This window comes from Armatimonadota bacterium (assembly GCA_013314775.1).
In the GTDB taxonomy this organism is placed as follows: Bacteria; Armatimonadota; Zipacnadia; order Zipacnadales; family JABUFB01; genus JABUFB01.
In genome coordinates, this window is record JABUFB010000021.1 from 16,052 (window position 1) to 42,803 (window position 26,752).

15 protein-coding genes are annotated in these 26,752 nt (G+C 64.7%); 5 read left to right on the forward strand and 10 right to left on the reverse strand.

Annotated elements, in window-relative coordinates; all coding sequences use genetic code 11:
- Positions 1-42: 42 nt before the first annotated feature.
- The 3 genes from HPY44_21230 to HPY44_21240 all read right to left on the reverse strand — a co-directional run bounded on the left by HPY44_21230 (position 43) and on the right by HPY44_21240 (position 4,353).
- Positions 43-1,926 (reverse strand): hypothetical protein, encoded by a 1,884-nt coding sequence (locus HPY44_21230; protein ID NSW58542.1) that lies wholly within the window; start codon positions 1,924-1,926, stop codon positions 43-45.
- A 196-nt stretch (positions 1,927-2,122) separates the two neighbouring features.
- The gene (locus tag HPY44_21235; GenBank protein NSW58543.1) at positions 2,123-3,406 is read right to left on the reverse strand and encodes a DUF58 domain-containing protein; all 1,284 of its coding nucleotides are present in this window, start codon (positions 3,404-3,406) and stop codon (positions 2,123-2,125) included.
- Positions 3,406-4,353 (reverse strand): MoxR family ATPase, encoded by a 948-nt coding sequence (locus HPY44_21240; protein NSW58544.1) that lies wholly within the window; start codon positions 4,351-4,353, stop codon positions 3,406-3,408. The genes HPY44_21235 and HPY44_21240 overlap by 1 nt, the downstream gene beginning before the upstream one ends.
- 276 nt (positions 4,354-4,629) lie before the next feature.
- On the opposite strand from HPY44_21240, the gene HPY44_21245 reads away from it, so the two are divergent.
- Positions 4,630-6,591, forward strand: coding sequence for a hypothetical protein (locus tag HPY44_21245; protein ID NSW58545.1), 1,962 nt, complete (start codon positions 4,630-4,632; stop codon positions 6,589-6,591).
- A 59-nt stretch (positions 6,592-6,650) separates the two neighbouring features.
- Here HPY44_21245 and HPY44_21250 read toward each other — a convergent pair whose 3' ends face one another.
- Positions 6,651-7,676, reverse strand: a complete 1,026-nt coding sequence (locus HPY44_21250; protein NSW58546.1) for a bifunctional 4-hydroxy-2-oxoglutarate aldolase/2-dehydro-3-deoxy-phosphogluconate aldolase — start codon at positions 7,674-7,676, stop codon at positions 6,651-6,653.
- Positions 7,677-8,061: 385 nt separating this feature from the next.
- Positions 8,062-9,225: a Gfo/Idh/MocA family oxidoreductase gene (locus tag HPY44_21255; protein NSW58547.1), complete on the reverse strand. Its 1,164-nt coding sequence runs from the start codon at positions 9,223-9,225 to the stop codon at positions 8,062-8,064.
- 622 nt (positions 9,226-9,847) lie between these two features.
- Between HPY44_21255 and HPY44_21260 the strand changes: the two genes are divergently transcribed.
- The 3 genes from HPY44_21260 (at position 9,848) to HPY44_21270 (ending at position 14,130) form a co-directional block, all read left to right on the forward strand.
- Positions 9,848-10,360, forward strand: coding sequence for a type II secretion system protein GspG (locus HPY44_21260; protein ID NSW58548.1), 513 nt, complete (start codon positions 9,848-9,850; stop codon positions 10,358-10,360).
- Positions 10,361-10,389: 29 nt separating this feature from the next.
- Positions 10,390-13,356, forward strand: coding sequence for a beta-galactosidase (locus HPY44_21265; protein ID NSW58549.1), 2,967 nt, complete (start codon positions 10,390-10,392; stop codon positions 13,354-13,356).
- A gap of 246 nt (positions 13,357-13,602) precedes the next feature.
- The gene (locus HPY44_21270) at positions 13,603-14,130 is read left to right on the forward strand and encodes a hypothetical protein (protein ID NSW58550.1); all 528 of its coding nucleotides are present in this window, start codon (positions 13,603-13,605) and stop codon (positions 14,128-14,130) included.
- A 21-nt stretch (positions 14,131-14,151) separates the two neighbouring features.
- On the opposite strand, the gene HPY44_21275 is transcribed toward HPY44_21270, so the two are convergent.
- Both HPY44_21275 and HPY44_21280 read right to left on the reverse strand, forming a co-directional pair.
- On the reverse strand, positions 14,152-18,024 hold the full coding sequence (locus HPY44_21275; protein ID NSW58551.1) for a PQQ-binding-like beta-propeller repeat protein: 3,873 nt from the start codon (positions 18,022-18,024) through the stop codon (positions 14,152-14,154).
- A 43-nt stretch (positions 18,025-18,067) separates the two neighbouring features.
- Complete coding sequence (locus tag HPY44_21280) at positions 18,068-19,243, reverse strand: hypothetical protein (protein ID NSW58552.1); 1,176 nt, start codon at positions 19,241-19,243, stop codon at positions 18,068-18,070.
- 342 nt (positions 19,244-19,585) lie between these two features.
- Between HPY44_21280 and HPY44_21285 the strand changes: the two genes are divergently transcribed.
- Positions 19,586-21,718 carry a hypothetical protein gene (locus tag HPY44_21285; protein NSW58553.1) on the forward strand — a complete coding sequence of 711 codons (2,133 nt, stop codon included), beginning with the start codon at positions 19,586-19,588 and terminating at the stop codon, positions 21,716-21,718.
- A 142-nt stretch (positions 21,719-21,860) separates the two neighbouring features.
- On the opposite strand, the gene HPY44_21290 is transcribed toward HPY44_21285, so the two are convergent.
- The 3 genes from HPY44_21290 to purL form a co-directional block, all read right to left on the reverse strand.
- Positions 21,861-23,078 carry an asparagine synthetase B gene (locus HPY44_21290; protein NSW58554.1) on the reverse strand — a complete coding sequence of 406 codons (1,218 nt, stop codon included), beginning with the start codon at positions 23,076-23,078 and terminating at the stop codon, positions 21,861-21,863.
- Positions 23,079-23,145: 67 nt separating this feature from the next.
- The gene (locus HPY44_21295) at positions 23,146-23,928 is read right to left on the reverse strand and encodes a ComF family protein (GenBank protein NSW58555.1); all 783 of its coding nucleotides are present in this window, start codon (positions 23,926-23,928) and stop codon (positions 23,146-23,148) included.
- Positions 23,929-24,048: 120 nt separating this feature from the next.
- Positions 24,049-26,349 (reverse strand): phosphoribosylformylglycinamidine synthase subunit PurL, encoded by a 2,301-nt coding sequence (gene purL / locus HPY44_21300; GenBank protein NSW58556.1) that lies wholly within the window; start codon positions 26,347-26,349, stop codon positions 24,049-24,051.
- Positions 26,350-26,752 lie beyond the last annotated feature (403 nt).

Sequence of the window (26,752 nt, forward strand, 5' to 3'; positions counted from 1 at the left end):
GGTGTGACCTCCAGTGTGTCGGATGAATGGTTGCGGGCCGCTTTACCTGCCGGGAGGTCCGCCCTGGGCTGCGAGGGCATGGTCGATGGCAGGACGCAACCGGGACCAGATGGCCTTTGCTTTATCGACGAGGGACGTGCCGACCTCGTTCGGGCTGTACGTTGCAAAGACGTACATCGCCGTGATTTCCTTCTGGTCGTCGGGTTCGAACCCGATGCGTGGAGGGACGGTGCGCAGGAACTCGAACTCCGTCTGATGGCTGGGACGCGGGTGCCCACGCAGGGAGCAGAAAGCGAGAAACGCGCGGTAAACATGGCGGACGATCTGTGCGGGCGTCATGTTCGCGCCCAGTTCGCGTTGTTCCCAGATGTCCGCGAAGGGGTCTGACGGCAGGTCGGCCCACTCGTCGTCACTGCGGCGTCCGCCCAGCCCGAGCATGCGCTTCAGGCGCTCCAGGAATGCGAGGAATGCCAGCCACATCGCCTGGAAGGGCGTGGCAAGGGCACGCAGGAAGGTGAGAATCTGCCTGCGATAACGGATGAGCAAGTAGATGAGCAAGGCCAGCAGGAGCAACAACAGGAGAAGGAGCCACCACGCGAACTTACGCTCCCGGCCGCGCTGGGAAGAGTCCGCTTGGCCCTGGCTGCCTTCCCCGCCTTGTCCACCCGCGCCGGCGTCGCCCTGGCCGCCGCTCTGCCCCGAAGCCGACGACTGCCCCTGACCGGAGCCGGACGCGCCCTGGGACTGAGTCTGTCCGGTGCCGCCTTCGGTGCCTGCCTGTCCCTGATCGCTGGTTGAGCCCTCGGTGGGCTGCTGCCCGGAGGAGCCCTGAGTTTCGTCGGTGCCGGCCTGGGTGGGTGCGCCCTCGCCGGTAGTGTCGGGCTCGCGGCCCGGCGCGGTCTGCCCGGAAGGTGGCTGGGAGAGTCCACTGCCGGGTGTCCAGCCGCTGATGCCCTCGCTCGGATCATGAAGCCAGCCGGGGCGGTTCGCGAAGGTAATGGGCCTTTGGGTATCCATCTGCGGGCGCGGCAGGAACGCCGAAACGACCACCACGAGGAGCACCAGGATGACGCTCATGAGGATCCAGGTGGGGGCGAGGCTCCAGGTCATGCGCACCTTGCGGCGGCGGACATCCATGCGGATTGCCGACAGGTTGGTGAGAGCGAGAAGGAGCAGGGCGAAGAAGACATAGCCCGCCATGGTGTAAAAGGCATGGGTAGCCATGCGCCCCTGGTCGCCGATGGCGCGGGTGCCGAGACCGAAGGCGAGAACCGCCGCCACCGAGACCCAGAAGACCGCGCGGCCGGGATGCCGGGCCCCTTTCTTGCGGCCCTCGGCGCCGTTCCAGTCGGACATCAGGCCCTGATTCAGGGAGTACGCAATGTTCTCCTCAAGGGTGGTCTCACGGGTCACTTTGTCTGCGAGCCACCAGATGAGCGCCACGAGGCTGAAGTTGAACAGGATGGAGAAAAGGGCGCCCGATGGAGTCAGGCTGCCCGCCAGCGCGCCCTCGGTCATGGTGAACCGCATGACCGCAAGAACCATGACCCCTGCCAGCGCGAGCATGTACGGGAGCGCGAGAAGGCCGGTGCCGTACTTGGTGCGGATGCGGGTGATGCCGATGACCGCGGCGAGAAAGAAGAAGCAGATCCAGCGCAGGCCGCCGGAAAACTCGCCACCGAGCGCTTGGCGCAGGTCGATGAGGTAGAACAGCAGGCAACCCAGCAGGCCGAAGATGCTGAGGGGAATCGCCAGTTCGGTGAGCCAGTCGAAGATGGGTTCGTCCTGTTCCTCCGGCTCCTGTTCGATGGGCGGCACGTCGGGAGCGCGGGCGGCAACCACCGAGCCGTCCGGGATGTCAGTCTCGCCGGACGCTTCTTGCTCGGGAGCCTCGGGCTCTCTTCGGGTCAGTTCGTCATCGGCCATTGGAGGGTCGGGCGCTCCGGGATCGGGTCACTGGGACAGGCGGAAGCAGGTCTGGAGCACGAAAAAGACCAGGGCGCCGGCGCCCGCGGCCACAAACCAGACGATGGCGCGCGAGACCGCGCCGTTCAATCTCAGAAAACTGTAGTGATATCCTCGCATTTTTCATCCCCCCGGGCTCCGGGAGCGGCAGCACACATCAGATGACGATGTTGTGCAGATCCGTCTCTCGTCGCAGGTGGATCATTGGCACCCGTAGACCTGCGAGCGACGCCTGCGCGCGTGGAGCGCTGGCAGAATTATCAATCAATAGTACTAGAACGCTGAACCCCGTACTCTTGAGCCTCGCAATTTCACGCCCCAGTTCGGGTGTAACTTCCGGCACAATGAGTATGACCGTATCTTCTCGCGGCCATGCATTGTATTCGCGGGCAATCATCTCGGCCAGTGAGAAACCGTCGCTCAGTTCCAGGCGCGCCAGGGTTTCCATGACGAGCATAATACTTTCCTGCCCGCGCCGGACTGCCACTTCCACCGGGCGCAAGCGGTCCGACATCTTGCGGCGTTCCAAAAGTTGCCGGGCTTCGTCGCGATGGGCGACTTCGACGGAGATCGGCTCCACGTCGATGACATCCGCGGCGTCCACACCATTGCTGACGAAGCCGAGGTCCACCCCGCGCGATGCGAGATGAGACGCCAGCGACGCAGCGACTGTGCAGGCGAATTCGGTGCGGCGTCCCTTACCCGAGCCATCCCAGGAGCGAGTATTGAAGTCCAGAATGATGTTCGCGCCCTGCACGGACGACGGCTCGTAGATCTTGGAATGCAGCAGGCCGGTGCGCGCGCTGGCTTTCCAGTGAACCCGGCGCAAAGGGTCGCCTTGCTGGTACTCGCGCACCCCGGCAATGCGGGTGGGGTCTTCGAATATCCGCATGCGCACCGTGGTCTCACCCAAGGGCCGGTGTGTGGGGACGGAGTACTTGTCGATGGGCAGGACCTTGGGGTAGACGGTGATGAACAGGGTGTCCGGGCCGCAGACGAAGCGCCGTGTGAGACCGAAGAAGTCGCCGGACTCGAAGAGCACCGGGCCGATGCGATGGTAGCCCCGGCGATCGCAGCGGATGCGGTAGCGCAGCGTAGTGGCCCCCAGGGGACGCATGACCATGGCCCGGGAATTGGCGCCCTCGAGGATCGTGACGCCGTCGCTGAGGATGTCTTCCATGATAACCCAGGGGACGAAGTTGGGCTTCTGGTTGCGGATGCCCACCGTGACGATCGCTTCCTCGCCAATCTCGCCACTGCGCATGGTGCAATGGCGCTCGGCGGTGAGTCCGTCCAGGCTTACGTAGGTCATCAGATAGGCGATTGCCGCCACCAGCATGGCGGCGTAGAACGCATAGGCGAAGAAGCCGATGCGGAAGACCAGCGCGATGACCAGGAATGCCAGCGCTGTCGCCAGCGCGGTCATGCGTCGGCGCTTCATCAGCCGCGCCCTTTCTCCACGGGAGCCGGGACTTTCTCCACCAGGGCGTCGATGATCTCGCCGCTTCCGTGGCCGCGCAGGCGGGCTTCGGGAGCGACGATGACGCGGTGACTGAGAACGCTCTTGACCACGTATTTGACGTCGTCAGGGGCAGCGTAATTGCGGCCGTCCAGGGCGGCGAGAGCCTGCGCGGTGCGGTACAAGGCGATGGATGCGCGGGGGCTCGCGCCCATGGCAAGATCGGTGGTGCGGCGAGTGGCATGGACCAGTCGCACGATGTACTCTCGCACTTTCTCGTGCACGAACACCTCGCGCACCGCGGATTGGGCGGCGATGAGTTGCTCGGAGGAGATAACCTGCCCGAGTTGGTCGATGGGATGCACCAGGCGCAGGCGCTCCAGCATCTCGTTCTCGTCGGAGAAGGACGGGTACCCGATGCTCATGCGCATGAGGAAGCGGTCGAGCTGGGCTTCGGGCAGAGGGAAGGTCCCTTCGTGTTCGATGGGGTTCTGGGTCGCGAGGACCATGAACGGCCGCGCGAGGGCGTACGTCTGGCCGTCCACAGATACCTGGCGCTCGGCCATGCACTCCAGCAGTGCGGACTGGGCGCGCGGCGTGGCGCGATTGATCTCGTCGGCCAGGAGGATCTGGTGGAAGACCGGGCCCCGGCGGAACTCGAACTCCAGGGTCTTCTGGTTGAAGACCGAGACCCCGGTAACGTCAGAAGGCAACAGGTCCGGCGTGCACTGGACCCGGGCGAAGGTGCAGCCCACGGAGAGCGCCAGCGCCCGGGCCAGCATGGTCTTGGCGACGCCCGGTACATCTTCCAGAAGCACATGGCCCTCACACAGGAGGCAGACCAGAGAGAGCCGGACGGCGTCGCGCTTCCCGACGACCACCTTTTCGACATTGTCGATGACGGCACGGCCGAGGGCGGCGACATCCATGGCAAAGGCCTCCGTGAATAGCGGGGCTCGGCCCTGTACTTTCCCGAGCCTTGGGGCACAATATGTCAACACTCGTCCCCGGGCGTTGGTTCGTTTTCGCCAACGGCAATTCTGGGGCGGGATCGGGGCACTCTCTAACAATAGGTGCATGCGGCGCCGAAATCAAGACACCTTTCATGTCATGGGCGACCGCGGCAGTTCGCAACTCAAGGCAGGACTCTGGTCTGCGGTAGCGAAACATAGTGGGTCCTTCCAACGCCCACACCGGATACCCACATGAGCGCGGCAGAAGTCCACACGGGAACCGACACTCTGCGCCCCAAGCCTGTGACCCTGCGCGCGGTGCTGATAGGCTTGCTCCTCGTGCCGGTGAACGCCTGGTGGCTGGTGCAGATCGAGTACGTGCGGTACTCAGACAATGCCACCACATCGGCGCTCTTTTTCAACTGCATCGCTCTGCTGCTGGTGCTGCTGGGTGTCAACGCTGTGCTGCGGAAGTTCGCCCCGAGATGGGTCTTCTCGCGCAGTGAAATGCTCACGGTGTACGTGATTCTGGTAATCGCGAGCGCATTGGGTGGGCATGACCAGTTGCAGATCCTGTTCACCACCATCACATGGGTCTTCCGCAATGCCACCCCTGAGAACGGGTGGGAGGATGAGCTCTTCCCCCACATTCCCCGGCACCTGGTGGTGTCGGATGAGCGCACGCTGGAGCGCATTTACCTGGGCGATACCACCTTGTACGCGCCGGGCAGGCTGGACCCATGGCTCGGTCCGCTGGGCTGGTGGCTGGCATTTGCGGTGGCGCTGGTGTGGACGCTGCTGTGCCTCATGGCCATCTTTCGTCCTCAGTGGGACCGGGAGCGCCTGAACTACCCCATCGCCCAGGCCCCGCTGGACATAACCTCCCCCAGCCTGCGCCCTTTCGGGAGCTCCCTCTTCTGGATCGCGTTCGGGCTGGCCGCGACGATTCAGATGGTGCGCCTTGCCCATAATCTGTGGCCCGAGGTGCCGGCCATCAACATCGGCGTGCGGAACTACACCTTCAAGGGCATGCCACTCAGCGCCGCGGGTGCGATCCCGATCTCCTCATATCCCTTCAGCTATGGGATGGCGTACCTGCTGCCGATTCAGCTCTCGTTCTCGGTGTGGTTCTTCTTCCTGTTCGCGCGGCTGGAGCTGGTGCTGACGGCGATGATGGGGCACACCCAGTGGCGCGGATTCCCGTATATTCAGGAGCAGGGAGTGGGGGCGTACTTCGGCGTATTCCTGTTCGTGCTGTGGGCGGCGCGGGGGCATCTCGCGCGGATGTGGCAGGCGGCCACCGGCGGCGAGGGCATGGGTAGGGAATATGGGGTGTGCGAGCCGCTGTCGGCGCCGGTTGCGGTGTGGGGATTCCTGGGCGGAGTCGCGCTGCTCATCGCGTTCTCCATGTCCGCCGGGATGAGTCTGATGACCGCCGTGCTGTTCTTCGGCTTGTTCCTCGCGATTGTGCTGACCCTTACCCGTATCCGGGCGGAACTTGGCCTGCCGACCATCGAGATGTACCAGGTGGGCGCGGACGACATCCTGCAGAACGTGGCGGGGGGTGCGGCGTGGTCGAAGCCGGACCTGGCGGTGATGAGCCTGTACTTCTGGCTCGTGCGCACTCACCGGCAGTTGCCGATGCCTGTGCATGCTGACGCCCTGCGCATCGGGAGACAGTCGGGAATCGACCTGCGCCAGATCGCGGGGCTGATCATCGGGGTGTCGGTATTCGCGGTAATCTGCAGCTTCTGGGCGCACCTGCACGTGATGCACCAGGTGGGGTACGAATCGGCGAAGTTCACCGGCCCGGCGGGCTGGGCATTCGGCAATGACCCGTGGCGCAAGCTCGATTCATGGCTGGCGAACCCGCGGGAGGCGAAACTCGCGGCGAGCTTCGCGTACCTGTACGGAGTGGGTTTTACGCTGCTTCTCGCGACCCTGCGGACCCGGTTTGTGTGGTGGCCCTTCCACCCGGTGGGTTATCTCGTTTCGGGAAGTTTCGGGTTGTTCCGTCTGTGGCTTCCCATCTTCCTGACATGGCTCATCAAAAGCCTGCTCTTGCGCTACGGGGGGCTGTCCGCCTACCGCAAGGCGTATCCGTTCTTCCTGGGGCTGATTCTTGGCGAGTTCGGCGCGGCCTTCGTGCGGACGCTGATCGACCTGTTTTTCAACCTGCACCTGCCGGCGGAGTCGGGCGTGGGAGGGTTGTAAAGCAACAGGGAGCCCGCTGGTGCAGGCTCCCCGTGGTTCCCCAATGCGTTCCCGACCGCTTACAGGTTCGGGTTGTACAGCAGGTGGACGCGGTGGCCGGCAGGGTCGGGGGTGGTGAGGTACCCGGCCTTCACGCCGCCCTTCTCGCTCTCTTCCTCGAACTCGAAGCCCTTTGCAACCAGGGCCGCCTTCGCTTCCTCATAGTTCGAAACGCGCACCGCAACATGAGTCTTGGGCTGGCTTGGCTCTTTCATGATCTCGATGCGTCCCGCGCCGGGGCCGGACATGAAGATAGAGCTATTGCCCACCTTCATGTCGAAGCCGAAGGTATCGCGGTACCATTCGGCGACCTCCTGGCCCCCGGAGGGCTTTTCGGGATACAGGCCGGGGTGCTCGACGCCCAGGAACAGGGCGGTCCCGCGGGCTTTTTTCACCCACCAGAGCACGTCGGCGATCTTCGCCGCGATGCCGTCGAAGTCGCCGGAGGCTACGGCTTCTTTGGTCACAAGTTGGCTGCCGATGCCCAGTGCCGCGCAGCCCGCCTTGATCCAAGCGGTCACGCTCTCCTCGGTGGCATCCACTCCGCCGGTGGGCATGATACGGGTCCAGGGCATTGGGCCGAGGACCGCTTTGACGAACTTGGGACCGCCCACTTCGCCGCCTGGGAAGACCTTGCAGATTTCGACGCCAAGCTCCTGCGCCTGGGCGATTTCGGTGGCGCTGCCGCAGCCGGGGGCGTAGGGCACCATGCGGCGGTTGCAGAGTTTCGCGACCTCGGGGTTCAGGACCGGGCCCACCACGAAGTTCGCTCCATTGGCGATGTATAAGGCGGCGGTGGGGGCATCGCCCACGGAACCCACCCCCATGATGATCTTCGGCAAGTTCTTGCGGGCGTGCTTCACCAGCGCAGCAAACACCTCGGGAGCGAAGTCGCCGCGGTTGGTAAACTCCACGCAGCGCACGCCGCCGGCGGCGCAGGCTTCGAGAATCTTGATGGCGGTGTCCACATCACTGTTGTAGAAGACGGGGACGAGACCGTCTTCGATCATCGCGTTGAGGACTTCGAGCCGGCTGAACTGGGCCATAGTGTGCCTCCTGTGGTCTCTCGCGGCCGCCGGGATTGAACCCGGGACGGTCCGCCGAATGGACGGATTATAGCACGGTCCGAGGGATGGCGGGAACGGCAGACGGTGTTCGCGCGGGAGCATCGGTTCTTCGGGATGCGCACCGACTGAGGCTGAGTTCCCGTTCAGCGTCCCCTCGCCCTGAGCCGTTGCCCCACAGCCCGCGGAGCGGGGGCAGCCTGTAGCCGGGGGCAACAGGCCATTCCCTGCGCACCGGGTCCGGCTGACCCCGTTCGCTTCAGCAATTGCCCCGGATGTGTGCGCCGGTCTGCGGGCTGCTTCTGGGCCCGCTTTGGAAGGGCCCGGATTCGGCGCCCCTTGCCGAAAGCGCCCTTTCCGGGGTGCCTCACTCCCCCAACCCCGTGAACTCGCGGTAGCCCGTCATATCCACAACGCTCCCCGCGCGGGCCCAGTCCACGCCCATTTCGCTGAACATCCGCCGGCTATCCGAGGCCTCGTCGATGAATGCCTTGATGTCCTCTACCGCCTCCCAGCCGATTCGGTGAATCGCCCCCGCGCTGGTATAGGCGCCGTTGATGGTCAAGGTCGCCTTGAGACCGCGATCGGCAGGGGCATGCAGGCGCTTGTCCTCACCACGGATGCAGCGGATAAGGTTCAGGTGCATATCGGCGCGGTCTCGCGGGTCGTCAAATACGATCTCATCGCGCCCGTCGATATTCACCACGGCTTTCTTGTCATCCCAGGTCGCCCGCCCCTTGGTGCCGATGATCTCCAGCGTGGTGCGCTCGGGTTCGCCCTCTTTCATGTTGCAGGTGGTGGCGTAGAAGAACAGTCTGGCTTCGCCGAGATCGGCCCGCAGGCATGCGAGGTCTTCCACCTCAATGTTGTCGTGGACGGTGTAGAGCTCGGCTTCCATGGAGACAGGACTTGCGTGGTCGTCCTCCCGGGTACCCATCTGCAGCGCGGTGTTGATGAGATGTACCGCCTGATTCATGAGCACTCCGTCGAAACATGCGCGTCCTTCCACGTACTGCTTCCCGGTCCAGTGCCCACGGCTGTAGTAGGAGTCCAGGCGCTTCCAGGACATGACCCCCACGATCTCCCGCAGTTCGCCCAGTTCGCCGGACATGATCAACTCCTTGAGCTTGTAAGAGTGAGGGTAGCTGGTATACTGGAAGTCCACTCCCGACAATCGGTTATTGCGCTTGGCTGCTTCCACTACCGCGTAGGCGTCCTGGATGAGCACCGTGACAGGCTTCTCGCATAGAACATGCAGGCCTCGATCCAGGCATCCGAGGGTGTACTCTGCGTGGTAATGGTGGGGTACGGCGATGGTGACCGCATCGACCTCCACCGAGTCCAGCATCTCCCAAATATCTTCGTAGAGCGGAATGCCCTGTTCCTGAAGCGCAGTGACACCGGCCTCTTGGCGTTCCGGGTACTTCTCAGCAGCTGCGACGAACTCGTAGTCCTCGATCGTCGAGATGATGCTACGGTGATAGCCGCCAATGCCGCCGATACCCACGAGAGCTGTCCTGACGGGTTGCACGGGGTGACCTCCATCGGTGGTCCGAGTCTGGGCGCAACTTGCGGCAATTCCCTGCCGGACGCGCAGGTACCTGCTTGTGTCGGCACAGACACCAGGACTATTGATCTTGTGGGACACGTGCCTGCCTCGTGTGCGGCCGGCGTCCGCTGCCCGCGGTCTTGGGGCCGTGGCATGTGCTGTCAGGCTCCGGATGGAATAGCCTACGGCGTAAGCAGGGGATTATTGCCCCGGGAATGAGCCACAAACATCGGAAGGGCCGGCGGACCCGGTGCGCGGGGAACGACCTGGCACCCCTTCAGGGGATCAAAGCACATTGCGGGGCGGTGATCCGGAGGCTTCCGCCCCCCGGCTGCGGACTGTGAGGCAAGGACTCGAGGCGAAGGCCGCGCGGAAGGCGAATTCGGCCTCAGTCGGCACGCATCTCCCGCATCCGATGCCCTGGCCGGAGGACGGCCCAGGGCCCTCAGCCCCGTGCTTCAGCGTGGGGCGTCGCTCCGTGCCTGCGCGTGGGGCCTCGCGCCTGCACACAGCCACCCCCTTCCTTGCCTCCCTGCCATGACCCCGCTATAATCGCCACGGATGGCTTCGTACGCTGTTTACATCGACCACCGGAGCCAGAAGGATGTACCGGCCAGCTGACCCCTACCACACGACTGTCGCATCGCCGCGCAGGAGACGCCGAAGCCGCGCCCGCTTCATCGTAGCGGGGATCATTCTTCTTTCGACTGCCTTCGTGGCTGTGCAGCTCGGGGCGAGACAGCCAGCCGACCCGCGCGCGGTGACCGTGGAGCACATGCGGGCCATCGAGGATGCACTCGACCGTTACGCAGTGGATAATGGCGGCCTGCTTCCGGCTGATGGTGAGCAGATTCCCGCTAAGAACCGCCAGGGTCTTGCCGCGCTGCTGAAGCGCCCCAGCCAGGGGACGCTTCCGCCGAACTGGCGCGGCCCGTATCTGGCTGACGAGGCCTTTCTGCTGGATGGCTGGGGCCGACCATTCCACTATGTAAGCCCCGGGTCAGGCGATCCACCCAACCCCTACGAACTGTGGAGCTGGGGTAGTGACAACGCACTGGGAGGTAGTGGTCTCGCCGCTGACATGCGGTCGTGGGAGCCCGCGACGCTGGCTCTCTAGACTGCGGGCCAAGCGGCGCCCACCGTTTCATGAAGTATTATCTTGCCATACTCGCCGCCGGCCTGCTCGGATATGCGTCTGTGGCCCAGCCGATCCCGGACCGGTCTGTACAGTTCCCACCGGACTGGACCTCGCATACCCTCCTGGACTCGGAGCTCACGCCGGGCTGGCTGCCACCGGCGGACGATGCCCACGCCCCCTTCCGGTTCGAGGTCTTCGATGTCTCCCATTCTCTGGATGCCCGGGCGAGAGGTCGGGCCAGTTGCAGGTGGGAGTTCCAGCTCCCACCGGATGGGCCCGCGGACAACACTCTGCAGGCCGCCACCGTGCCGCCCGAGCGCTTCCATGCGTTGTCCCTCTGGCTCAAGAATCCCACGGGCCGCACAGCGGCGTTCAGTCTGGCTCTGCGCGATGCTGATGACGCCCTGTACACCTTCCCGCCGGCAAGACTCGGAGAAGAGCTGAACTGGCACGAACTGGCTTTCTTTATGAAGGATTGCCAACCGGCTCCGGGGATCGTGGACCCGAACCCGGGTATCCAGTTCCCGGTGCGCAGCATCACCGCCTGGGTCGGCGACCTGCAGCCTCACTCGCGGTATATCCTGTTCCTCGATGAGCTACGCTGGCACGTAGGACCGCCGGTGACTCTGGACGTGGTGGAACTGTCGAGCCCCGGCACTCTCGAAGCGGGGGAGAGCGCCGCCCTGCGCTTCCGGTTGCGAGCACAGTCCCAACTTTCAGGCGACCTGAGCCTCACCGTGTCCCTCGTTCACGATGGCGGCGTGGCCTGCTCGCGTCTAGTCACGCAGCCGGTAGGACCGAAGCGGGAGGTTGGGGAGCTGCTCGCGCCGGTCGAAGTCACACTGGGCGTCCCGGCCTTCGCGGCTGCCGGCGAGTACAAGGTTGATATCACGGCTTCGGATGCCCGGATACTCCTGCCCGACCCCACGCGCCTGCCCACATCCGTCCTCACCGTCACTCGCACCGAAGCGCCTGCGACGGAAGCGTCCGTCCGCACATCCGATGATGGTGCGCCTGAGCTGATCGTCCGCGGAAGATCGGTGCGTTCGTTCCTGATCCTTTCCCGACCCCAGGAGTTCTCCGGGCCAGTCGTGCCCGACTCACCGCCGGATGTGATCCGCTTCCGCATTTGCATCGGCGGAGCCGAGGTCGGGTGCCCCACTTTGGCCTGGAACGGTCCGGGCGAGTTCGGCCTGAACGCAATCTACGAAACCTGCGCGCGCATTCTCTCCGTTGCGCCCCGAGCTTTCCTCTTGCCTGAAATCCGATTGGGCGCACCCGATTGGTGGCTGGACCGCAACACGCGCGAACTGGTGACCGTGACCGGTGATGGGGACGCATTCAACCGCATTCGCAAGCCCTCTTTCGCCTCCGAGAAGTGGCGCGAGGATGCCGGAGAAGCCCTGGGCGCACTTGTCGAGGGGTTGGAGGCTTCGGCTTTCGCCGACCACATCGCCGGGTACGAACTGGCCTCCGGCGACGGCGGACAGTGGGCGTCGTGGGACCTGAGAGAGATGCATTGCGCAGATTACGGCGGTCCACAGAAGCGGGCTTTCCAGCAATGGCTCAGCAAGCGGTATGGGTCGCTGGAGAACCTGCGGAGCGCATGGAACCAGCCGATGCGTCCCGCCGACCGCCCCGGGGCAGCACGCGCGGTGATGACCTGGAGCGACGTGGACCTGCCATCCCCCGCCAGCCGCAGGTTCCGCACCGCCTGGATCATGGACCCCGCGGTGTTCCAGCCGGTTATCGATTACCGACTCGGGTCGTCTGACATCACTGCCGAGGCAATCGACCATTTCGCGGCAATTGTGGGTGAGAAGACCGGCAGGCGCAAGGTCTGCGGCGTCAATTACGGGCATCTTCTCGGGCTCGGAAAGAGTGCGGAGCGCTTCCCGGAATCCGGATTGCTGGCTCTGGGCAAGGTGCTCCGCTCGAGCAACATCGATTTCATCACCGGCAGCTACCCGTCACCAGATGCCTCAATCAGCCGTGCTGGGAAACTGTACCTGCCGGATATGGCCACAGGAGCCACGTCGCTGCCCACACTGCAGGCGCGAGAACTGCGGCAATCGGCGACCCTGACCACTGCACCCGGAGGGCTGTCCATCGCAGCGCGCGATCTTCAGGCCATAGCGCCAGGGCGCAGCGTGGCCGAAATCGCGGTGATCGTGGACGAGGAGAGCGCCGCGTACCTGGCGGCTGGTGGGCCTGTGGGGAAGGCGTTCATGGGCCTTCAGATGGACACGATTTCCGCGATCGGCGCGCCGTTTGACGTCTGGCTCATGCGTGACCTGGTATCCCAGGGCGTTCCGCAGTATCGGCTCTACCTCTTCCTGAACGCCTTCCGCGCGCCGGACCCAGAACTCGACCAAGCGCTCTCGGGGCGTTTCAGGCCCGAGGACGTGGTGGTCTGGCTTGGGGCAGCCGGGGCGATAGGGCCGAGTCTGAGCGGGCGCACGATGAAGGAACTCACCGGCATCACCACCGCGCTGGGAATGGGCGCCGGGTCGCTGCGGGTGAAGCTGACGGGGAGTGGCCCGCTCACATCCGGTCTGCCCCCGAGCATGACCTATGGGCTCAAGGACTCCTTGCCACCATGGTTCCAGATCATTGACCGAGGGGCGGATGTGCTGGGTGTTGACCCGTCGGACCGTCCCGCGCTGGTGGCCACGCGCCGAAAAGGGCACTGGTCGGTGTACTCAACAGCACCGGGACTTCCGGCAGACCTGCTGAGGTCATTCGCTCAGGCAGCCGGAGTTCACCTCTACGCGCCAGCGGGAGATCGCGTCGAGGTCTCCAGCACTTTCCTTTCGATCACCGCCGCTACCCCGGGTCAGCGGATCATCAACCTGCCCGGCATCTGTGACGCCTGGGAGGTCGCATCGGGGCAACAGGTCGCGGACCGGGCACGTGGGTTCAGTGCGCTGTTCCAGGGCGGCCAGACGCGCATATACCGCCTGTCGGCCCTCTAGCGGACCGGCAACTGCGTCGCAACTTCGCCGGCTCACGGGGTGTCAGATAGCTGACTAACGTATAGGAGGCCCCCCCTGAACCCGCTACCTCATCTGCTTGTGGCCGAAAGCGTCTGGCGCAGGCTCCAGTGGCCCACCACGACCCGGGGGCACCTGCTGGTGGGTGCCATTGCGCCTGATGCTCACCGGGTCACGCAGGATCTGGGGTTCCGAAAGTCACATTTCCGCCTGCGCCGTCAGGCCGGTATGCGCCCCCGCGATTTGCTGGTGGAATACGTGCGCCCTGCGCTGGTCATCGGCTCGCCTGAGGAGCAGGCCTTCTGGCTGGGCTGGCTGACCCACGTGAGTTCGGATGCCCTCTGGCGCCGGTCTCTGCGCGACCACCTGCCCGGCCTGTGGCATGGCTGTACCCGTGGGGAAGCGGAACGCCGTCGGCTGCTGCGGTCGCAGTACCGCGATGCCTGCGACACAGTCGACCGGGAAATCGCAGAGTCCGATCCGCGGCTGATGGACGAACTGCGCTGGCTCCTGCGCACCAACCAGCGGCCCTACGATGTTTTCCCGCTCACACCCGAGCAACTGGAGCAATGGATCATTGCCCTGTTGAGCGACTACCTCCCGCCGCCGGAGCCCGAGACCCGGGGGAATGACGTGATCTATCGTGCTTTCGTGAAGCATGTGATGGATGTGGCGGTGGAGGAGTCGCTGGTGCTGATCTACACTGAACTCGACCGCGCGGCCGAGGAGAAGGGCAATGGCGGGGAGTTGGCGTGAGCGACCCTTGTGGCCAGCGCCCTACCGCCCTGTCTCCCGGTAATCCACACTCCCTCGCATGGGCGTTTCCGACCGGTAACGAGCCGCGATCTCCTCGCTGCTGAGCACCCGTTTGTAAATGCGCAGATCGTCGAACAGGCCGGTGTACGGCTTGTGGGCTGAGGGGATGTGCAGGTCCGCACCCTCCACGTCCATGGGCCCGTCGAGGGACTCCGGGATCGCAGTTGTGTTGTCCAGCGCGCCGTTCACGTACCAGTGCACCTGCCGGGTCTGGCGATTGACCACGAAGGCCAAGTGCGTCCAGCGGTCAGTGGGCAGAGCCGACTTGGTCACTGGCCGCACGGACTTACCCGCCGCCGTGCTTTGCCCGAGAACCAGCTCCGCGCGGCCATCCGGCAGGAGGTTGATGACCCACCAGTTTTCGGGGAATCGCTCCTTGCCCATGATGCGCTGGTCGTAACTGTCGGGCTTAGTCCAGAAGGACAGACTGAAGTCTCCGGTGCCGAAGTGCAATGTGGGGCCGTCGGAGATAGTCAGAGCCCCCGGGATGCCCGCGCACTTCAGGCAGGCGCCGAACTCACCAGTCACCCAGGCTCCGTAAACATCGGCGTCTTTCCCAAGGCCCGAGCTGTCCGCTGCAAGTTCCCCTTCGCCCTCATCCAGCTTCCAGTGACCAACCAGACCGGGCTCCAGGGGCGTTCCAGCGGCGACGTCCGCCTCGGTGGGTGCTTTGCGCAGGAAGGCCGGGACATTGTCGACAGCCCCCGCCGGATCTCCCATACAGAGAATGCGCCCGTCCTCAGTGGCAATAATCAGACGGCCCTGCGCCGCGATGAGGCCGTCGAACACTGGTAGGCCGTCCAGTCTGAAATCGCCCAGCAGCTTGCCGTCACCGGTCGCGAAGACCTGGAGGATGCCACCGCGATCACCCCGGAAGGCAGGCATCGATCGCAGGGCACTGTCTGGAGGACCGGCCGTGAATAGCGCGTCCGGAGTGAGCGCGAGGCCGCGCACGAGGTGGGGGACATCGGTGGCCCAGCGGAAAGTGGTGCGGAACTTGCCCTGACCGGAGTGGGGGTAGTCCTTGTTCGCGCGGGCGTAGTCGGGATCTGGTTGGGGCGGCTGTTCGGCGCGGTCCACGGCGAACAGGTGATACTGCCGCTCGGTTGCACCCCGGTAGAACTGGGGCTTGTAGCCGAAGCCGTAGATGGATAGCGGATCAAGCGACAGGATTCGCCCCGCGGTGGCCTCGCGCCCCGCGAAATACCAGCCGATGTAACCGGAATAGAAGTGAGTCCCGTACAGCCAGTACGTCCGGTGCCACCAGTCGCCATTCAGGAACCCGGCGGGGCTGTACAAGTGGGCGACAACGGGCAGATCCTCCAGCGTGCGGGCGTCGAAGGTGAGTTGGCGCAGGAACAGGTGCTCGGCATCGGTGGACAGAACGTCAGGCAGGGCGCCGGGCATTTCGAACATCATGGGTTCGTCGGGCTGGTCGCCGGTGAACGGGTCGCGGCTCCAGAGGGTCCGGTCCTTGAGCAGCCTTCCGGTGGCCAGATCAATGCGACAGAGCCGGATCCCCCCGTCAAGGTAGGAGCTTCGCCCCGCCGCGCAATAGACGACGCCGTCATCCACGAGGACGCTCCCGGACACAGGCCAGGCGGATTCGAGTTGCCCTTCGGACACGATCAGCCGGTCATCCGGGGCTGCTCGAAACCGCCACACCAATTGGCCGTCGGACGCACGAAGGCAATAGACGTGACCATCGGCGGAACCAAACAAGACCCGTCCGGCGGCGAAGGTTGGAGGCGAATCAACACGCCCGCCGGCCGTGAACTGCCATAGCGGTGAGCCGTCCCTGAGGCTCAGAGCGTGGACGGTGTGGGTATCGGACGAGGCGACGCAGAGCATCTCGCCGCAGGCCACCGGGCTGGTCAGCTTGCCGCCCGGCCTCGCCGCCCATTGAGGGGCGAGGGAAACGGGCACAGAGGCCGCCGTTGTGCCGGAACGCGCCGGGTCGTGTCGGTAGGTGGGCCAGTCGGCGGGGTCGGCAGCGGCAGCACCAGCGTCTGCGGCGTTGAAGGCCGGTCCGCGCGTTTCGGCAGGGGGGAGTGCAGGCACGGGGGCTTCCGGCGAGTGCGCATCGGGAGCCAGTGCATAGAAGCCCGCGATCTTCGCGTCGATATAGCAGGCGCAAGAGTGCGGCGGCACGTAGAGCAGGCCGTTGCAGGGCAGCACTCCGTACTGGCAGACGCCTCGGGTCCAGTGGTTGGCCTCGCAATCGCCGGATCGCACATCGATGAACTCCACGCCGGTGCGCCCGGTCACCAGGTAGCGCTCGGTGGCGCGGTTGCGGTAGCAGCGGTGATGGGGCATCGTGGTGTCAAAGGCCTCGTCGGTGACGAGCCGGCGCTTGACTTCGCCCGTGAGCAGGTCGCGGCCCTCATTGAGGTCCGGGCCGGTGCGCGATCGGCTCTGGCCCACCCAGACCAGGCCGTCTGCGACGAACACATCCACGGGCGCGTGATAGGTTTCGGCCGCCAGGCAAGACCACAGCTGTTCCCCGGTGCGGGCCGAGAGAGCAACCAGCTCTCCGGGCGGGCCCTCATCGGTCAACCAGCGGGCGATGGGCCGGCCCGTCTTCTCGTCGGTGTTCTCTTTGGGCGGGTCGCGGCGGTCGGCGCAGAGGACCACTTCGTCGCAGGCCACTAGCGTGGGCGCGGACCACCCCGGGCGTTTCTCGGGCGTGAACCGCGGGCTCCTCCAGAGCTGTTCGCCGTTCGCGGAATCCAGGCACACCACTGACTGGGCATCCTGGTAGAAGAGACGTCCGTTACGCACGGCCGGAGTCGTGGGCAAGGCCGGGCACGGGTCCAGTTGCCAGCGCACCTGGCCGGACTGCGCGTCCAGCGCCACCAACCGCTTCTTCTCAGGCGCTTCCGGCCCGCACAGGACGTAGAGCGTGCCGTCATCGTGCAGTATTTCGCGGGCCTGTGCAGTGGCGTCGTACGTCTGAACGGTCTCGCCCGTGAGCGCATCCAGCGCCACCACCGGGCCGTCGTACGCGAGGGTGACGTAGATGGTCTCGTCCGTGGCAACCAGCCTGCGGCACAACTCCGGCGGCCCCGAACGGAAGGAACGCATGTAAGATTCCCAACTTTGGATCGGTCGCTTCCACAGTATGACGCCATTGTACGCGTCCCGACAGATCACCGACCACTGGGGACGCAGGAACATGGAGATGACCGGAGCTTCGTCGGCGATGTAGACCAGCCGGCCTCCCGAGGAGACGACCACACTCACGCTGGCAAGGTGCTCGTGGTGGCGGGCATTGCGTGGTTCGGCGACCCACTGCACGCGGCGCGGAGGCCCCACGCGCTCGTCCGCCGCGACCGCATTATTGTCGGCTCCATGGAGCGCGTGCTGCCAGTCATCGGTGTCGGCGGGAACTGGTTTGCGGGACAGCGCCCAACCGTCCGCGGTCTTCGTGAGCAATGACCCACCCGGAGCGAGGACGCGCATGATCTCCGCATCGGATACAGAACCGGGAGCCGAGTTCGCAACGAGGTTCACGAGGTCGTTGGCGTATGGAAGCCGACTGCCTTCGAGCAGGCTAATGGAAATCGGCCCGTAGAGCCCGAGGGACTTCACATGCTCCCGCGATCGCGCCAGGTCATGCGGGTTCAAGGCAAGCCCGTGTACCAGGGCGCTCTCATTCGGGCGCAGGTCGGCGGTCAGACGACCGTCCCCGCAACCGATATGGACGACCAGCCCCCCGGAGACGGCGGCTTGCCGCAGGAGAGCCTTGCCCCCTGCGTCCTGAGACCACGTGGCACCGCAGCCGAGGGTTGCGAGTGTCAGGATGACCAACGCTGTGATTCGCGGTCCGGACATCGGCAGCACCCCGTTCTGTCAACCGTTGGACGCCGACAGCAGCTCACTCTCCCAGTTCCACGCACCGTTCCCGGTAGTACAAGTAGTCCTCGTAGGGGACCTCGGCGGGTACACCGTGGTCGCAGCAGGGGATGTACCCGCCGCGCTCGCGCATCGCCGGCAGGATATACTCCACGTGTTCGTCGATGGCCTTGCGGCCTTTCGCGAGAACGCGCTTGTCGATCCCGCCGCGAATCATGAGCCTCGGGTACTGCCGCCCGATCTCCACCACGTCGCAGCCCGAAGCGACCTCGAAGGGGCTCATGGCGTCCATCCCGATGGCTTCCATGTAGACCGGGATCGTCGGCCGGCAGTCGCCATCGGTGTCGATCTGCACATACAAGTGACGCGAGCGGTCGATCTGCCGCGACTTGATGTTCACGAGAAGCTGCTGGTAGTATGGCAGCAGGAACTCGCGCATCATCCCGGGGCTGATGAGGATCCCGTGGTTGTAGCAGATGTCCTCCGCGAGGAAGACCTCGTCGAAAGTGACGTACTCCTGATGCCGGGCAGTCACCGCGTCGGCCAGCGCGAACCAGGTCTCCATGCAGTCGTGGATCAGCTCGGGCTGGTCATGAAAGGCGTAGAGCAATTCCGCCGGGCCGATGAGGCTGCGCAGGTACATGTAGCCGCCGATGATGTTCTGGCAGATCATCAAGCCCCGCGATGCCGCCTCTTTCGCAGCAGACATGCGCTGCTCCAGGTCCGCATAGCGTTCGGGACTGGAGGGGTCCAGGCGCCATTTGCATGACTCCTGCCAGGTGCGCATGTCTTTCACCGGATGGTCCACATATTCGGGCATGAACCCGCTCCGCCGGCCTTTGAAGTACAGCACATGGCGCCCCGCGTGGTCCTGCTCGATCTCGTGGTCGCCCCGGTCCTCGATCACCTTCACCTCGAAGGCTGGGCTGAACGGGGCTTCGCACCACCCCAATTGCCCAAGGGTGTAGTCACCCGGCGGATCCAGGTGGAACAGTTGGCCCAGGTCCGCGCCGTCCGGCATTCCCTGTTCTTTCCAAGCATCCAGCGAGTAGTACCCGAACTCCACCTTCAGCAGGGGAGCACCGGGGGTGATCGCGTATGCATCCCTCCGCCTGCGGGCGGATTCGGCCATCTGATCTCGCGGGACCATTGCATGGATACCGTCGGCAAGTGGCGCGTTTTGTGGAGTGTTGGACATCGAAGCCCTCCCGAGGCGACGCAGGCCCTGACTCTATTGGCAAGGGGAATTCGCCGTGGGTGTGACCGGGTCCTGCCCGAACCTGCGCAGAGGCCTGCAGCGACGCAGGCCGACCGTCGCGCAGGCCGACCGTCTCGGTCGGCAATCTGCTCGATCTACGCGTCCGGCAGGACGCCCGGCCGCAGGCCCCTAGACCCGGGTTTCAACCCGGGGCACCGACGGCGAAGGACCTGTCGCGCGGGACGCTCGACCTGCGGGAAGTCAGTTCGCCGGCAGGAATGGGCTCCCACTGCAAGGAAGCTATAGAAGCCCGGATTACGCGGATACACAGGGTGGAGTTGCATGGCTCACGACCCAGAAGAGCGTCACGTCGATCTCCCGGATTTGAAGCGGGCCGGTCGTCCCGAAGCTTTCCGCTGGGCGACCGCACGCGCAGTGCTGATCGCGGTTCTGCTCACGCTTGTGGTTGGGGCGTGGACGAAGCAGGCGGAACTGGTCACCCTCACCAGCCAGATATCCGAGAGCACGCCGCCCATCGCATCAATCATGTGCCTCCTTGCGCTGGTGGCGCTGGAGGGTGGGCTGGGCAAGCTTGCGGGACGCCTGGAGCGCCGGGGTCTGGATCGCCTGGCGAAGTGGGCGCGAGGCCTGATCCTTTCGCCAGGGGAACTCCTCGTCGTCTTCGTGTTCCTTGCCACCACCGCCGCGATGCCCGGCGTCGGGCTTTTTCGGCAGGTCATGCCGTGCCTGATGGTCACCCAGTATTTCGGTACTCCCACCGATCATCTCGAAGAGATGGCTACCGCGATCCCCTCCCAGTGGGCCCCGACGGACAGCGAAGCCGCGCGGGTTTTCTGGGAAGGCTCAGACGTGGATGTACCCACTTTCGGCCTGGGGCATGTGCCTGTTGTCGGGGGCATTGTGCGTTTTCTTGCCGGACCGTCGATCATCCCCTGGAACCTGTGGCTGGTGCCCTTCCTCTTCTGGACAGGTTACATCTCCGCGTACTTCATTTCCGCGTTCTGCCTGGTCACGCTGTTTCGGCGCACGTGGGAGGATGACGAGCACCTGACATTTCCGGTCTCCAACCTTCCCGTGGAGATCATCAGGGCGGAGAGCGGCGTCCTGTCCGTGACCGGCTTTTTCCGCGACCCAGTTATGTGGATTGGCTTCTCACTGGCTGTGCTGTACAACGGCCTGAACGCCTTGCACGTGTTCAACCCGGCTGTTCCTGCTCTCGGCATCGCATACCCATTGGGCCGGGTGTTCAGCGAAGCGCCCTGGAACACCATGAATGGGCTGACTGTGTTCTACAAGCCCGAGATTCTGGGCCTGGGGTATCTCGTGCCCTCCGATGTCCTCTTCTCCATCTGGTTCTTCACGTTGGCCAGTTGGTTTGCGCGCCCGATGGCGCAGATCGCTGGCTACAGCGCGTCGGGATTTCCGTTCGTCACGGAACAGGCCATGGGCGCGTTCTTGCTGCTCGGGCCATACTTCGTCTACCAGGCGCGGCGCCGGCTGTGGCAGATTGCCCGGGAAGCGCTGGATATCGCGGTGAACCCGCAACCCAGCGCAGAGCCCCTGTCGCCGCGGGTAACCTTGCTGTTGGCGGTACTCGGTATGGCGGTGGTCATCAGCCTGCCCATCGCTTATGGGGTGGTGTGGTGGGTGTCGCTCATGTACTTCGGCATCATGTTCATCGTGCTTCTGGTGTATTGCCGCAACCGTGCGGAGATGGGTTTCCCCATTGTCTGGGGCTATCCGCTCTACCAGCAGCGGCAGTTCATGATCAATGTTCTCGGCAGCGCGCCTTTCGTGACCGCGAGCAACTTCGGGTCCTTCACTCTCCTGAGCATGTTCGGCTGGCTGCAGCGCAGTGTGAACCAGGCGATGACCGCCACTGGACAGGAGGCGACGGTCGCCGCGCACCGACTTGGGGGCAACAGGCGGGTCATCGCGGGTGTAGTCATCGCGGCGTTGGTCTTTGGCCTGGCCTTCGCGTTCCTGCTGAACCTGACCACCTTCTACGAGTACGGCGGCCTGGTTCTGTCCAGTCCCGGAGGCATCGAGGGCGGCCAGATGACTCAGGAAGTGCTGGGACAGTTCCGGGCGATCTCGCAGTGGATCGACCAGCCCGTGAAGCCCAATGTGCAGAAGATCAGCTACACGGTTTTCGGTGCGGTGATGGTGCTCCTGATGATCATCGGGCGGCGCCTGTGGCTGCGCTTTCCCTTCCACCCTGGCGGGTACGCGCTGGCCTTCTGTCATCAGGGGTCTTATATGTGGTTCCCGGCACTTCTCCTGTGGGGCGCGAAGACCCTGGTGCTGCACATCGGCGGCGTGAAAACATACCTGCGGGTTGCGCGAGGTTTCCTGGCCTTCACGCTGGGGCATTTCTTCTCAATCGGCGTCTGGAGCCTTGTGGGACTTCTCGCAGGGGAATGGGTCCGGCGCTATATCGTCTGGTTCCTGTGAAAAAGGGGAGACCCGGCGCCAGGATTGCCCGCCCCACGCGACTGGGGTGGATGCCCTGCGCGTCCGGCCGGACGCTCGGACCGACGCGATCCGGTTACGGATCGCCGGTCTCGTAGACCCGGGTTTCAACCCGGGGCAGGGGCTACGTCTTTCGCTCTTTGGTCTTCGCGGCGGGGAAGAGGATGTTGTTGAGAATCAGCCGGTAACCCGGCGAATGCTTGTGCTGGATCAGATCCGTCGCCGGTTCGCCCACCACGTGGGCGTAGTCCTCCGGGTCATGCCCAGACAGGAATGTCCACGTACCGTCCCCGAAATCCCCGTGGATATACTTCACCTTGTCCTGCCCAGGAAAATCCCCGAGGACGATGGCGCTTCCTTTGATACGGCTGCGACGGAACGCCGTGGTCTGACCCAGGAAGTCCGGCACAGCGTTCACGTGGCATTGGGTGAGCATCGTGGCGATGGGGTCCTGACGAGCCGAGAACTCGAAGAGCGTGAAGGTCTCTCCCGTGGAGACCATGCTCGCACCGCGCGGGGGCACATCAATGTCGGATAGCTCGACAACCGTGGGGTTGAGCTGCAGGCGAAAGTCCTTGAAGGCCAGAGTGCGGCTGTAGTCCAGGCGCTCCTGGCAATCCGGGTCTATCGGCGTTCCGTCCAGTTCCGGCGCCACGATGTCCAGCCCGTGCGCCGCGAGAGCGATGTCCAGGCTGTCAGTAGCGCTGCACATCGCGAACAGGAACCCGCCGCGAGACACCCACTCGGCGATCCTTTCCGCCACTGCCGACTTGAGCTGCGGGACGGTGGCGAAACCGAGTTCCGAAGCCATCTGGCGGGAGGTCAGCACCGTGCGGCGGTACCACGGCTTGTGCTGGAACTGGACGAAGAACTTGCCGAACTGGCCGGTGAAATCCTCGTGGTGCAGGTGCATCCATTCGTAGTCCGCAAGCTTTCCACCGAGCACCTCGCGATCCCAGACCTTGTCATACTTGATCTGAGCATACTCCAGGGCCAGGCGCACCGCGTCGTCCCAGGGCTCCACGTCCGGCGGCACGTAGACCGCCACCTTGGGCGCTTTCGTCAGGACGATACGCTCCATGTTCCCCGCATCCATGGTGGCCTGGATTGCCCTGCGACCCGCCGGGGTTACGGCCTCGCAGGACACCCCGAGTTCCCGGGCCCGGCTGCGCACGTCGTCGCGGTCGGGCAGGAGAAATGCCCCCGCGCGGTAGTTCAGGAGCCACTCACACTCGTACGTGCGGGGCTCCTCCAGGCACCAGTAGGTGAGCCCGTAGGCCCGCAGGTGGTCGCTCTGCGCCTTGTCCATGGGCACGAGCAGCCATTGGGCGCAGGCGGGCATTGCGGCTAGAAGCGCGCATGAGAAAGCGATAGCGGAAAGAGAGATCATCCGACGGTTTTCGATGATGTCAGCTCCCCTTCATCGTCGGGAAGGCCGGCGCGTACCAGTCCGGCGTGGCGCGGGTGATGGTCAGCCCGTACACTCGCCCTGCGCCGGCCCGTTTCAGTGTCCGCGCGGCTTCCCACATTGTCGCCCCGGTCGTATAGACGTCATCCACCAGCAGAAGGGTTGCATCCTTGAGCTTCCAAGGCTTGCGGGCCTCGAAGGCGCCCCTGATATTCTCCTCGCGCTGGGTGGGGGTGAGGTCCACCTGCGGCACGGTATTGCGCACCCGTGCCAGCACGTCCTCCCAGAGCGCAATTCCGGTCTCTTCAGCCAGGCCGCGCGAGAGAACCCTCGCCTGGTCGAAACCGCGCCAGCGCCTGCGCGCCGGATGAAGCGGGACGGGCACGATGGCGGTGAGTTCGTGGAAAGCCAGACGGTGCGGTCGCGCGTACTCATTGAGCAGGCGCTTGGCCAGCATCTCTGACAGCGGCCCGCCCAGTTCGCGCATCCCCTGGAACTTGAAGGCGATGATCGCCCGGCGCAGCGGGCCCTCATGGAACCCGGCCGAACGCGCGCCGTCCAGGTGGAGCCTGTCGCGCTGTCGGCACTCGCCGCACACCGGCCACTGGTGCGCGGATGGTGGCAGCGGATTGCCGCAATGGCGGCAGTAGGGGCCATCGATGAGGTCCACGCGGGGCAGACATTCGGGGCAGAAAATGTCGCGGGACAACTCGCCACACCCGGCGCATTTCGGCGGCGCGATGAGATCGAGGAGGTCTTTGACCACAGCAGCGAAGGACACCATTATCCCCCCGGGGGTGGTCGGTGCCGGCAGAAGAAGGGCACGAAAGGACGCAAGCCCCGCTGCGCGGACAGCCGGGGCCGAGACGAACGGCTATACGGCGGGATCAACGCCGTCCGCCCCCTACCTGAGAACCTCCGGCAGGCCCTTCATCCACGCGTCCTTGAGTTCGTCCAGGGACCACTCGTACTCCTGGTCGCCCAGTTCGAACTCCAGTTCCGCCTCGTCCTCCACCTCGCCGATGTCGATCAGCTCCACTCCGTAGCTCGCGAAGAGCGCCACCAGGTCCTCCTCGCAGCCTTGCTTCGCCTCGATCACAAAGCCGCTGGATTCCGAGAACAAGAGCTTGTCCAGGCGAAGGTCGCTGTTCAGCGCATCCAGCTCGATCTCCGCGCCAAGCTGCCCGTTGGCGAAGCCGCCCATGCACATCTCTGCCACCGCAACCGCGAGGCCGCCGTCGGAGATGTCGGTGCAGGCGCGCACGAAGCCCCTGTCGATGGCGTCGATCACCGCGTAGATCATGGCCCGCTCCAGCTCCCAGTCCACCTGGGGCACATTGCGGCCAAGCCCGAGTCCGAGAGCCTGGTACAGGGCGCTGCCGCCCAGTTCGTCTTTACGCGGCCCGGCCAGGAAGATCCTGTCGCCGGCCTGCTTGAACTGCATGGTGACCGCTTTCGAAAAGTCCGGCATGGTGCCCACGCATGCGATGACCGCGGAGGGGGACACGGCGCGGCCCGTCGCGGATTCATTGTACAGGCTGACATTGCCCGAGACGAAGGGCACCGGCTGGTTCTCGTAGCCCTTGAGCCACAGGTTTCGGGCAGCGTCGGCGATTCCGCGAACGCCGTCGCGGAACTGTGCGAAGGCCGAGGGCTTCTCGGGATTCCCGTAGTTGAGACAATCGGTGAGGGCCTGGGGGACAGCCCCGACGGCGGCCACATTGCGCATACATTCGGCCACTGCACACGCGCCGCCCCAGTAAGCGCTGATATCTCCGTACGCCGGGTTGCAGTCCACGCTCAGCGCGCAGCCCACGGTGCTTCCGGGCAGCGGGCGGATCACGCCTGCTCCCGCTTCACCAGGTCGTATCACCGCATTGCCCTGAACCTCGGTATCGTAAGCTCGATAGACGAATGCGCGGGAGCACACATTACGCCAGCCCAGGACCTTGAGAAGCGTGTCGTGCAGGTCGGGCATATCGTACTCGGGTTCGGTTCCGGTGTACTCGACGGCTTCTTCCTCGCGGTCATACAGGATGCCGCCGGTGACCTGCTCGATGGGCGCGTCGCAAACGATGGTTCCGCCCTGTTTCACCCGGAACTGCTTCTCGGTGAGGACCCGGCCGACGACGCTGGCACGGGCGCCCTCGTACACGTTCGGCAGGTCCCAGTCCTCGTTGTAGATACGCAGGACTTCGGGTGCGAAAGTCTCGGGCACCGCCAGCAGGAAGCGCTCCTGGGTTTCGGCGCACATGATGACTTCGGGCAGAAGGTCAGGCAAGGCTACGTGGACGGCTTCGAGGTCAAGCTCCAATCCGAAGCCCCCGGCGGAGCAGATTTCGGAAGTGCCGCAGGCAAGGCCTCCTCCGCCGATATCCTTGATCCCGATGGGGATGCCGAGCTCCTTCGCTCTCACCCGCACAGCCTCATTGGCTTTGCGCATGCAAAGGACGTTTTCGAGGAACGGATCGGGTACCTGGACCGCGCCGCGATCCTCTTCCTGGTCCTCCTCGTCGATGATCTTTGACGCAAATGCACTCCCGCCAAAACCGGAATCGTCCGTGGGCTTGCCCACGAGGACGATGACGTACGGCTCGTCTTTCGCCTCGGGCGGCACGTATGAGTGGACGATGTCGTCCTCCGCCACGAGTCCCAGGGCGACTACGTTCACCAGGCAGTTGTCGTCGAAAGTCTCGTTGAAGTAGATATCCCCCGCGAGGCAGGGCACGCCGAGGGCATTGCCGTACTGCCAGATGCCATCCACGACGCCGCTCACTATCCAGCGGGTACGGTCGGCATTCTCGCCAGTGGGGTCACCGAAACGCAGGGGGTCGGCGGTGGCGATGACCCTCGCGCCCATACAGTCCACATCCCGCACGATGCCGCCGATACCGGTGGCTGCACCTTCGACGGGCAGGACCTGGGACGGGTGATTGTGACTCTCGTGGGCCATGACAATGCCCCAGCGCCGGCCCTCATGCTCCGTGAGAAAGACGATCCCGGCGTCCTCCTGCGGGCCAAGGATGACGTTGGGGCCCTCGGTTGGGAGGAACTCCTTGAGTGTCGGCTTGCTGCTCTTGTACGAGCAGTGCTCGGACCACTCGCTGTTGAAAATGTGCATCTCGGTGACGGTGGGGTCGCGGTGGAGGAAACCGGCGATCATCCGTGCCTCGTTGACGGTGAGACCCACTCCATTGTCGCTCATGAACTGCTGGAGCCCGGCGTCATCGAGATCTGATACGGGCAGGCGGCGGTCGTCGAGGTTCATTTCGGTCATCCTTGCGTCGTGGTCCAGGCCTCAGGAGATGGTGCCAGGCGGACCTGTTGGCGGGAACGTGGTCCCGGACCAGATAATACTAGTGAAGTGCGCGCCGGGCAAGGGTGTCGGGGCAGACGCAGCAGCGCAGGCGGCAGAGACCAGCCCGTGCCCCTGGGTTGAGTACCTGTTTAGCGTGCCGGCATGCGCGTGGGTTGGTGCCCCGGGTTGACGCCCCGCGCTGAAGCACGGGGCTAGAGGCCTTCGGCCGGGCGTCCTGCCGGACGCGAAGGTCGAGCGTCTCGCTCGACAGGTCGTTCGCCGTCGGTGCCCCGGGTTGAGTACCTGTTTA

What these genes read in the sequence shown, in the direction of transcription:
- HPY44_21230 (NSW58542.1), bottom strand. Translation starts at nt 1,926, where the DNA reads ATGGCCGATGACGAACTGACCCGAAGAGAGCCCGAGGCTCCCGAGCAA.
- HPY44_21235 (NSW58543.1), bottom strand. Translation starts at nt 3,406, where the DNA reads ATGAAGCGCCGACGCATGACCGCGCTGGCGACAGCGCTGGCATTCCTG.
- HPY44_21240 (NSW58544.1), bottom strand. Translation starts at nt 4,353, where the DNA reads ATGGATGTCGCCGCCCTCGGCCGTGCCGTCATCGACAATGTCGAAAAG.
- HPY44_21245 (NSW58545.1), top strand. Translation starts at nt 4,630, where the DNA reads ATGAGCGCGGCAGAAGTCCACACGGGAACCGACACTCTGCGCCCCAAG.
- HPY44_21250 (NSW58546.1), bottom strand. Translation starts at nt 7,676, where the DNA reads ATGGCCCAGTTCAGCCGGCTCGAAGTCCTCAACGCGATGATCGAAGAC.
- HPY44_21260 (NSW58548.1), top strand. Translation starts at nt 9,848, where the DNA reads ATGTACCGGCCAGCTGACCCCTACCACACGACTGTCGCATCGCCGCGC.
- HPY44_21265 (NSW58549.1), top strand. Translation starts at nt 10,390, where the DNA reads ATGAAGTATTATCTTGCCATACTCGCCGCCGGCCTGCTCGGATATGCG.
- HPY44_21270 (NSW58550.1), top strand. Translation starts at nt 13,603, where the DNA reads ATGCGCCCCCGCGATTTGCTGGTGGAATACGTGCGCCCTGCGCTGGTC.
- HPY44_21275 (NSW58551.1), bottom strand. Translation starts at nt 18,024, where the DNA reads ATGTCCGGACCGCGAATCACAGCGTTGGTCATCCTGACACTCGCAACC.
- HPY44_21280 (NSW58552.1), bottom strand. Translation starts at nt 19,243, where the DNA reads ATGTCCAACACTCCACAAAACGCGCCACTTGCCGACGGTATCCATGCA.
- HPY44_21285 (NSW58553.1), top strand. Translation starts at nt 19,586, where the DNA reads ATGGCTCACGACCCAGAAGAGCGTCACGTCGATCTCCCGGATTTGAAG.
- HPY44_21290 (NSW58554.1), bottom strand. Translation starts at nt 23,078, where the DNA reads ATGCCCGCCTGCGCCCAATGGCTGCTCGTGCCCATGGACAAGGCGCAG.
- HPY44_21295 (NSW58555.1), bottom strand. Translation starts at nt 23,928, where the DNA reads ATGGTGTCCTTCGCTGCTGTGGTCAAAGACCTCCTCGATCTCATCGCG.
- purL (NSW58556.1), bottom strand. Translation starts at nt 26,349, where the DNA reads ATGAGCGACAATGGAGTGGGTCTCACCGTCAACGAGGCACGGATGATC.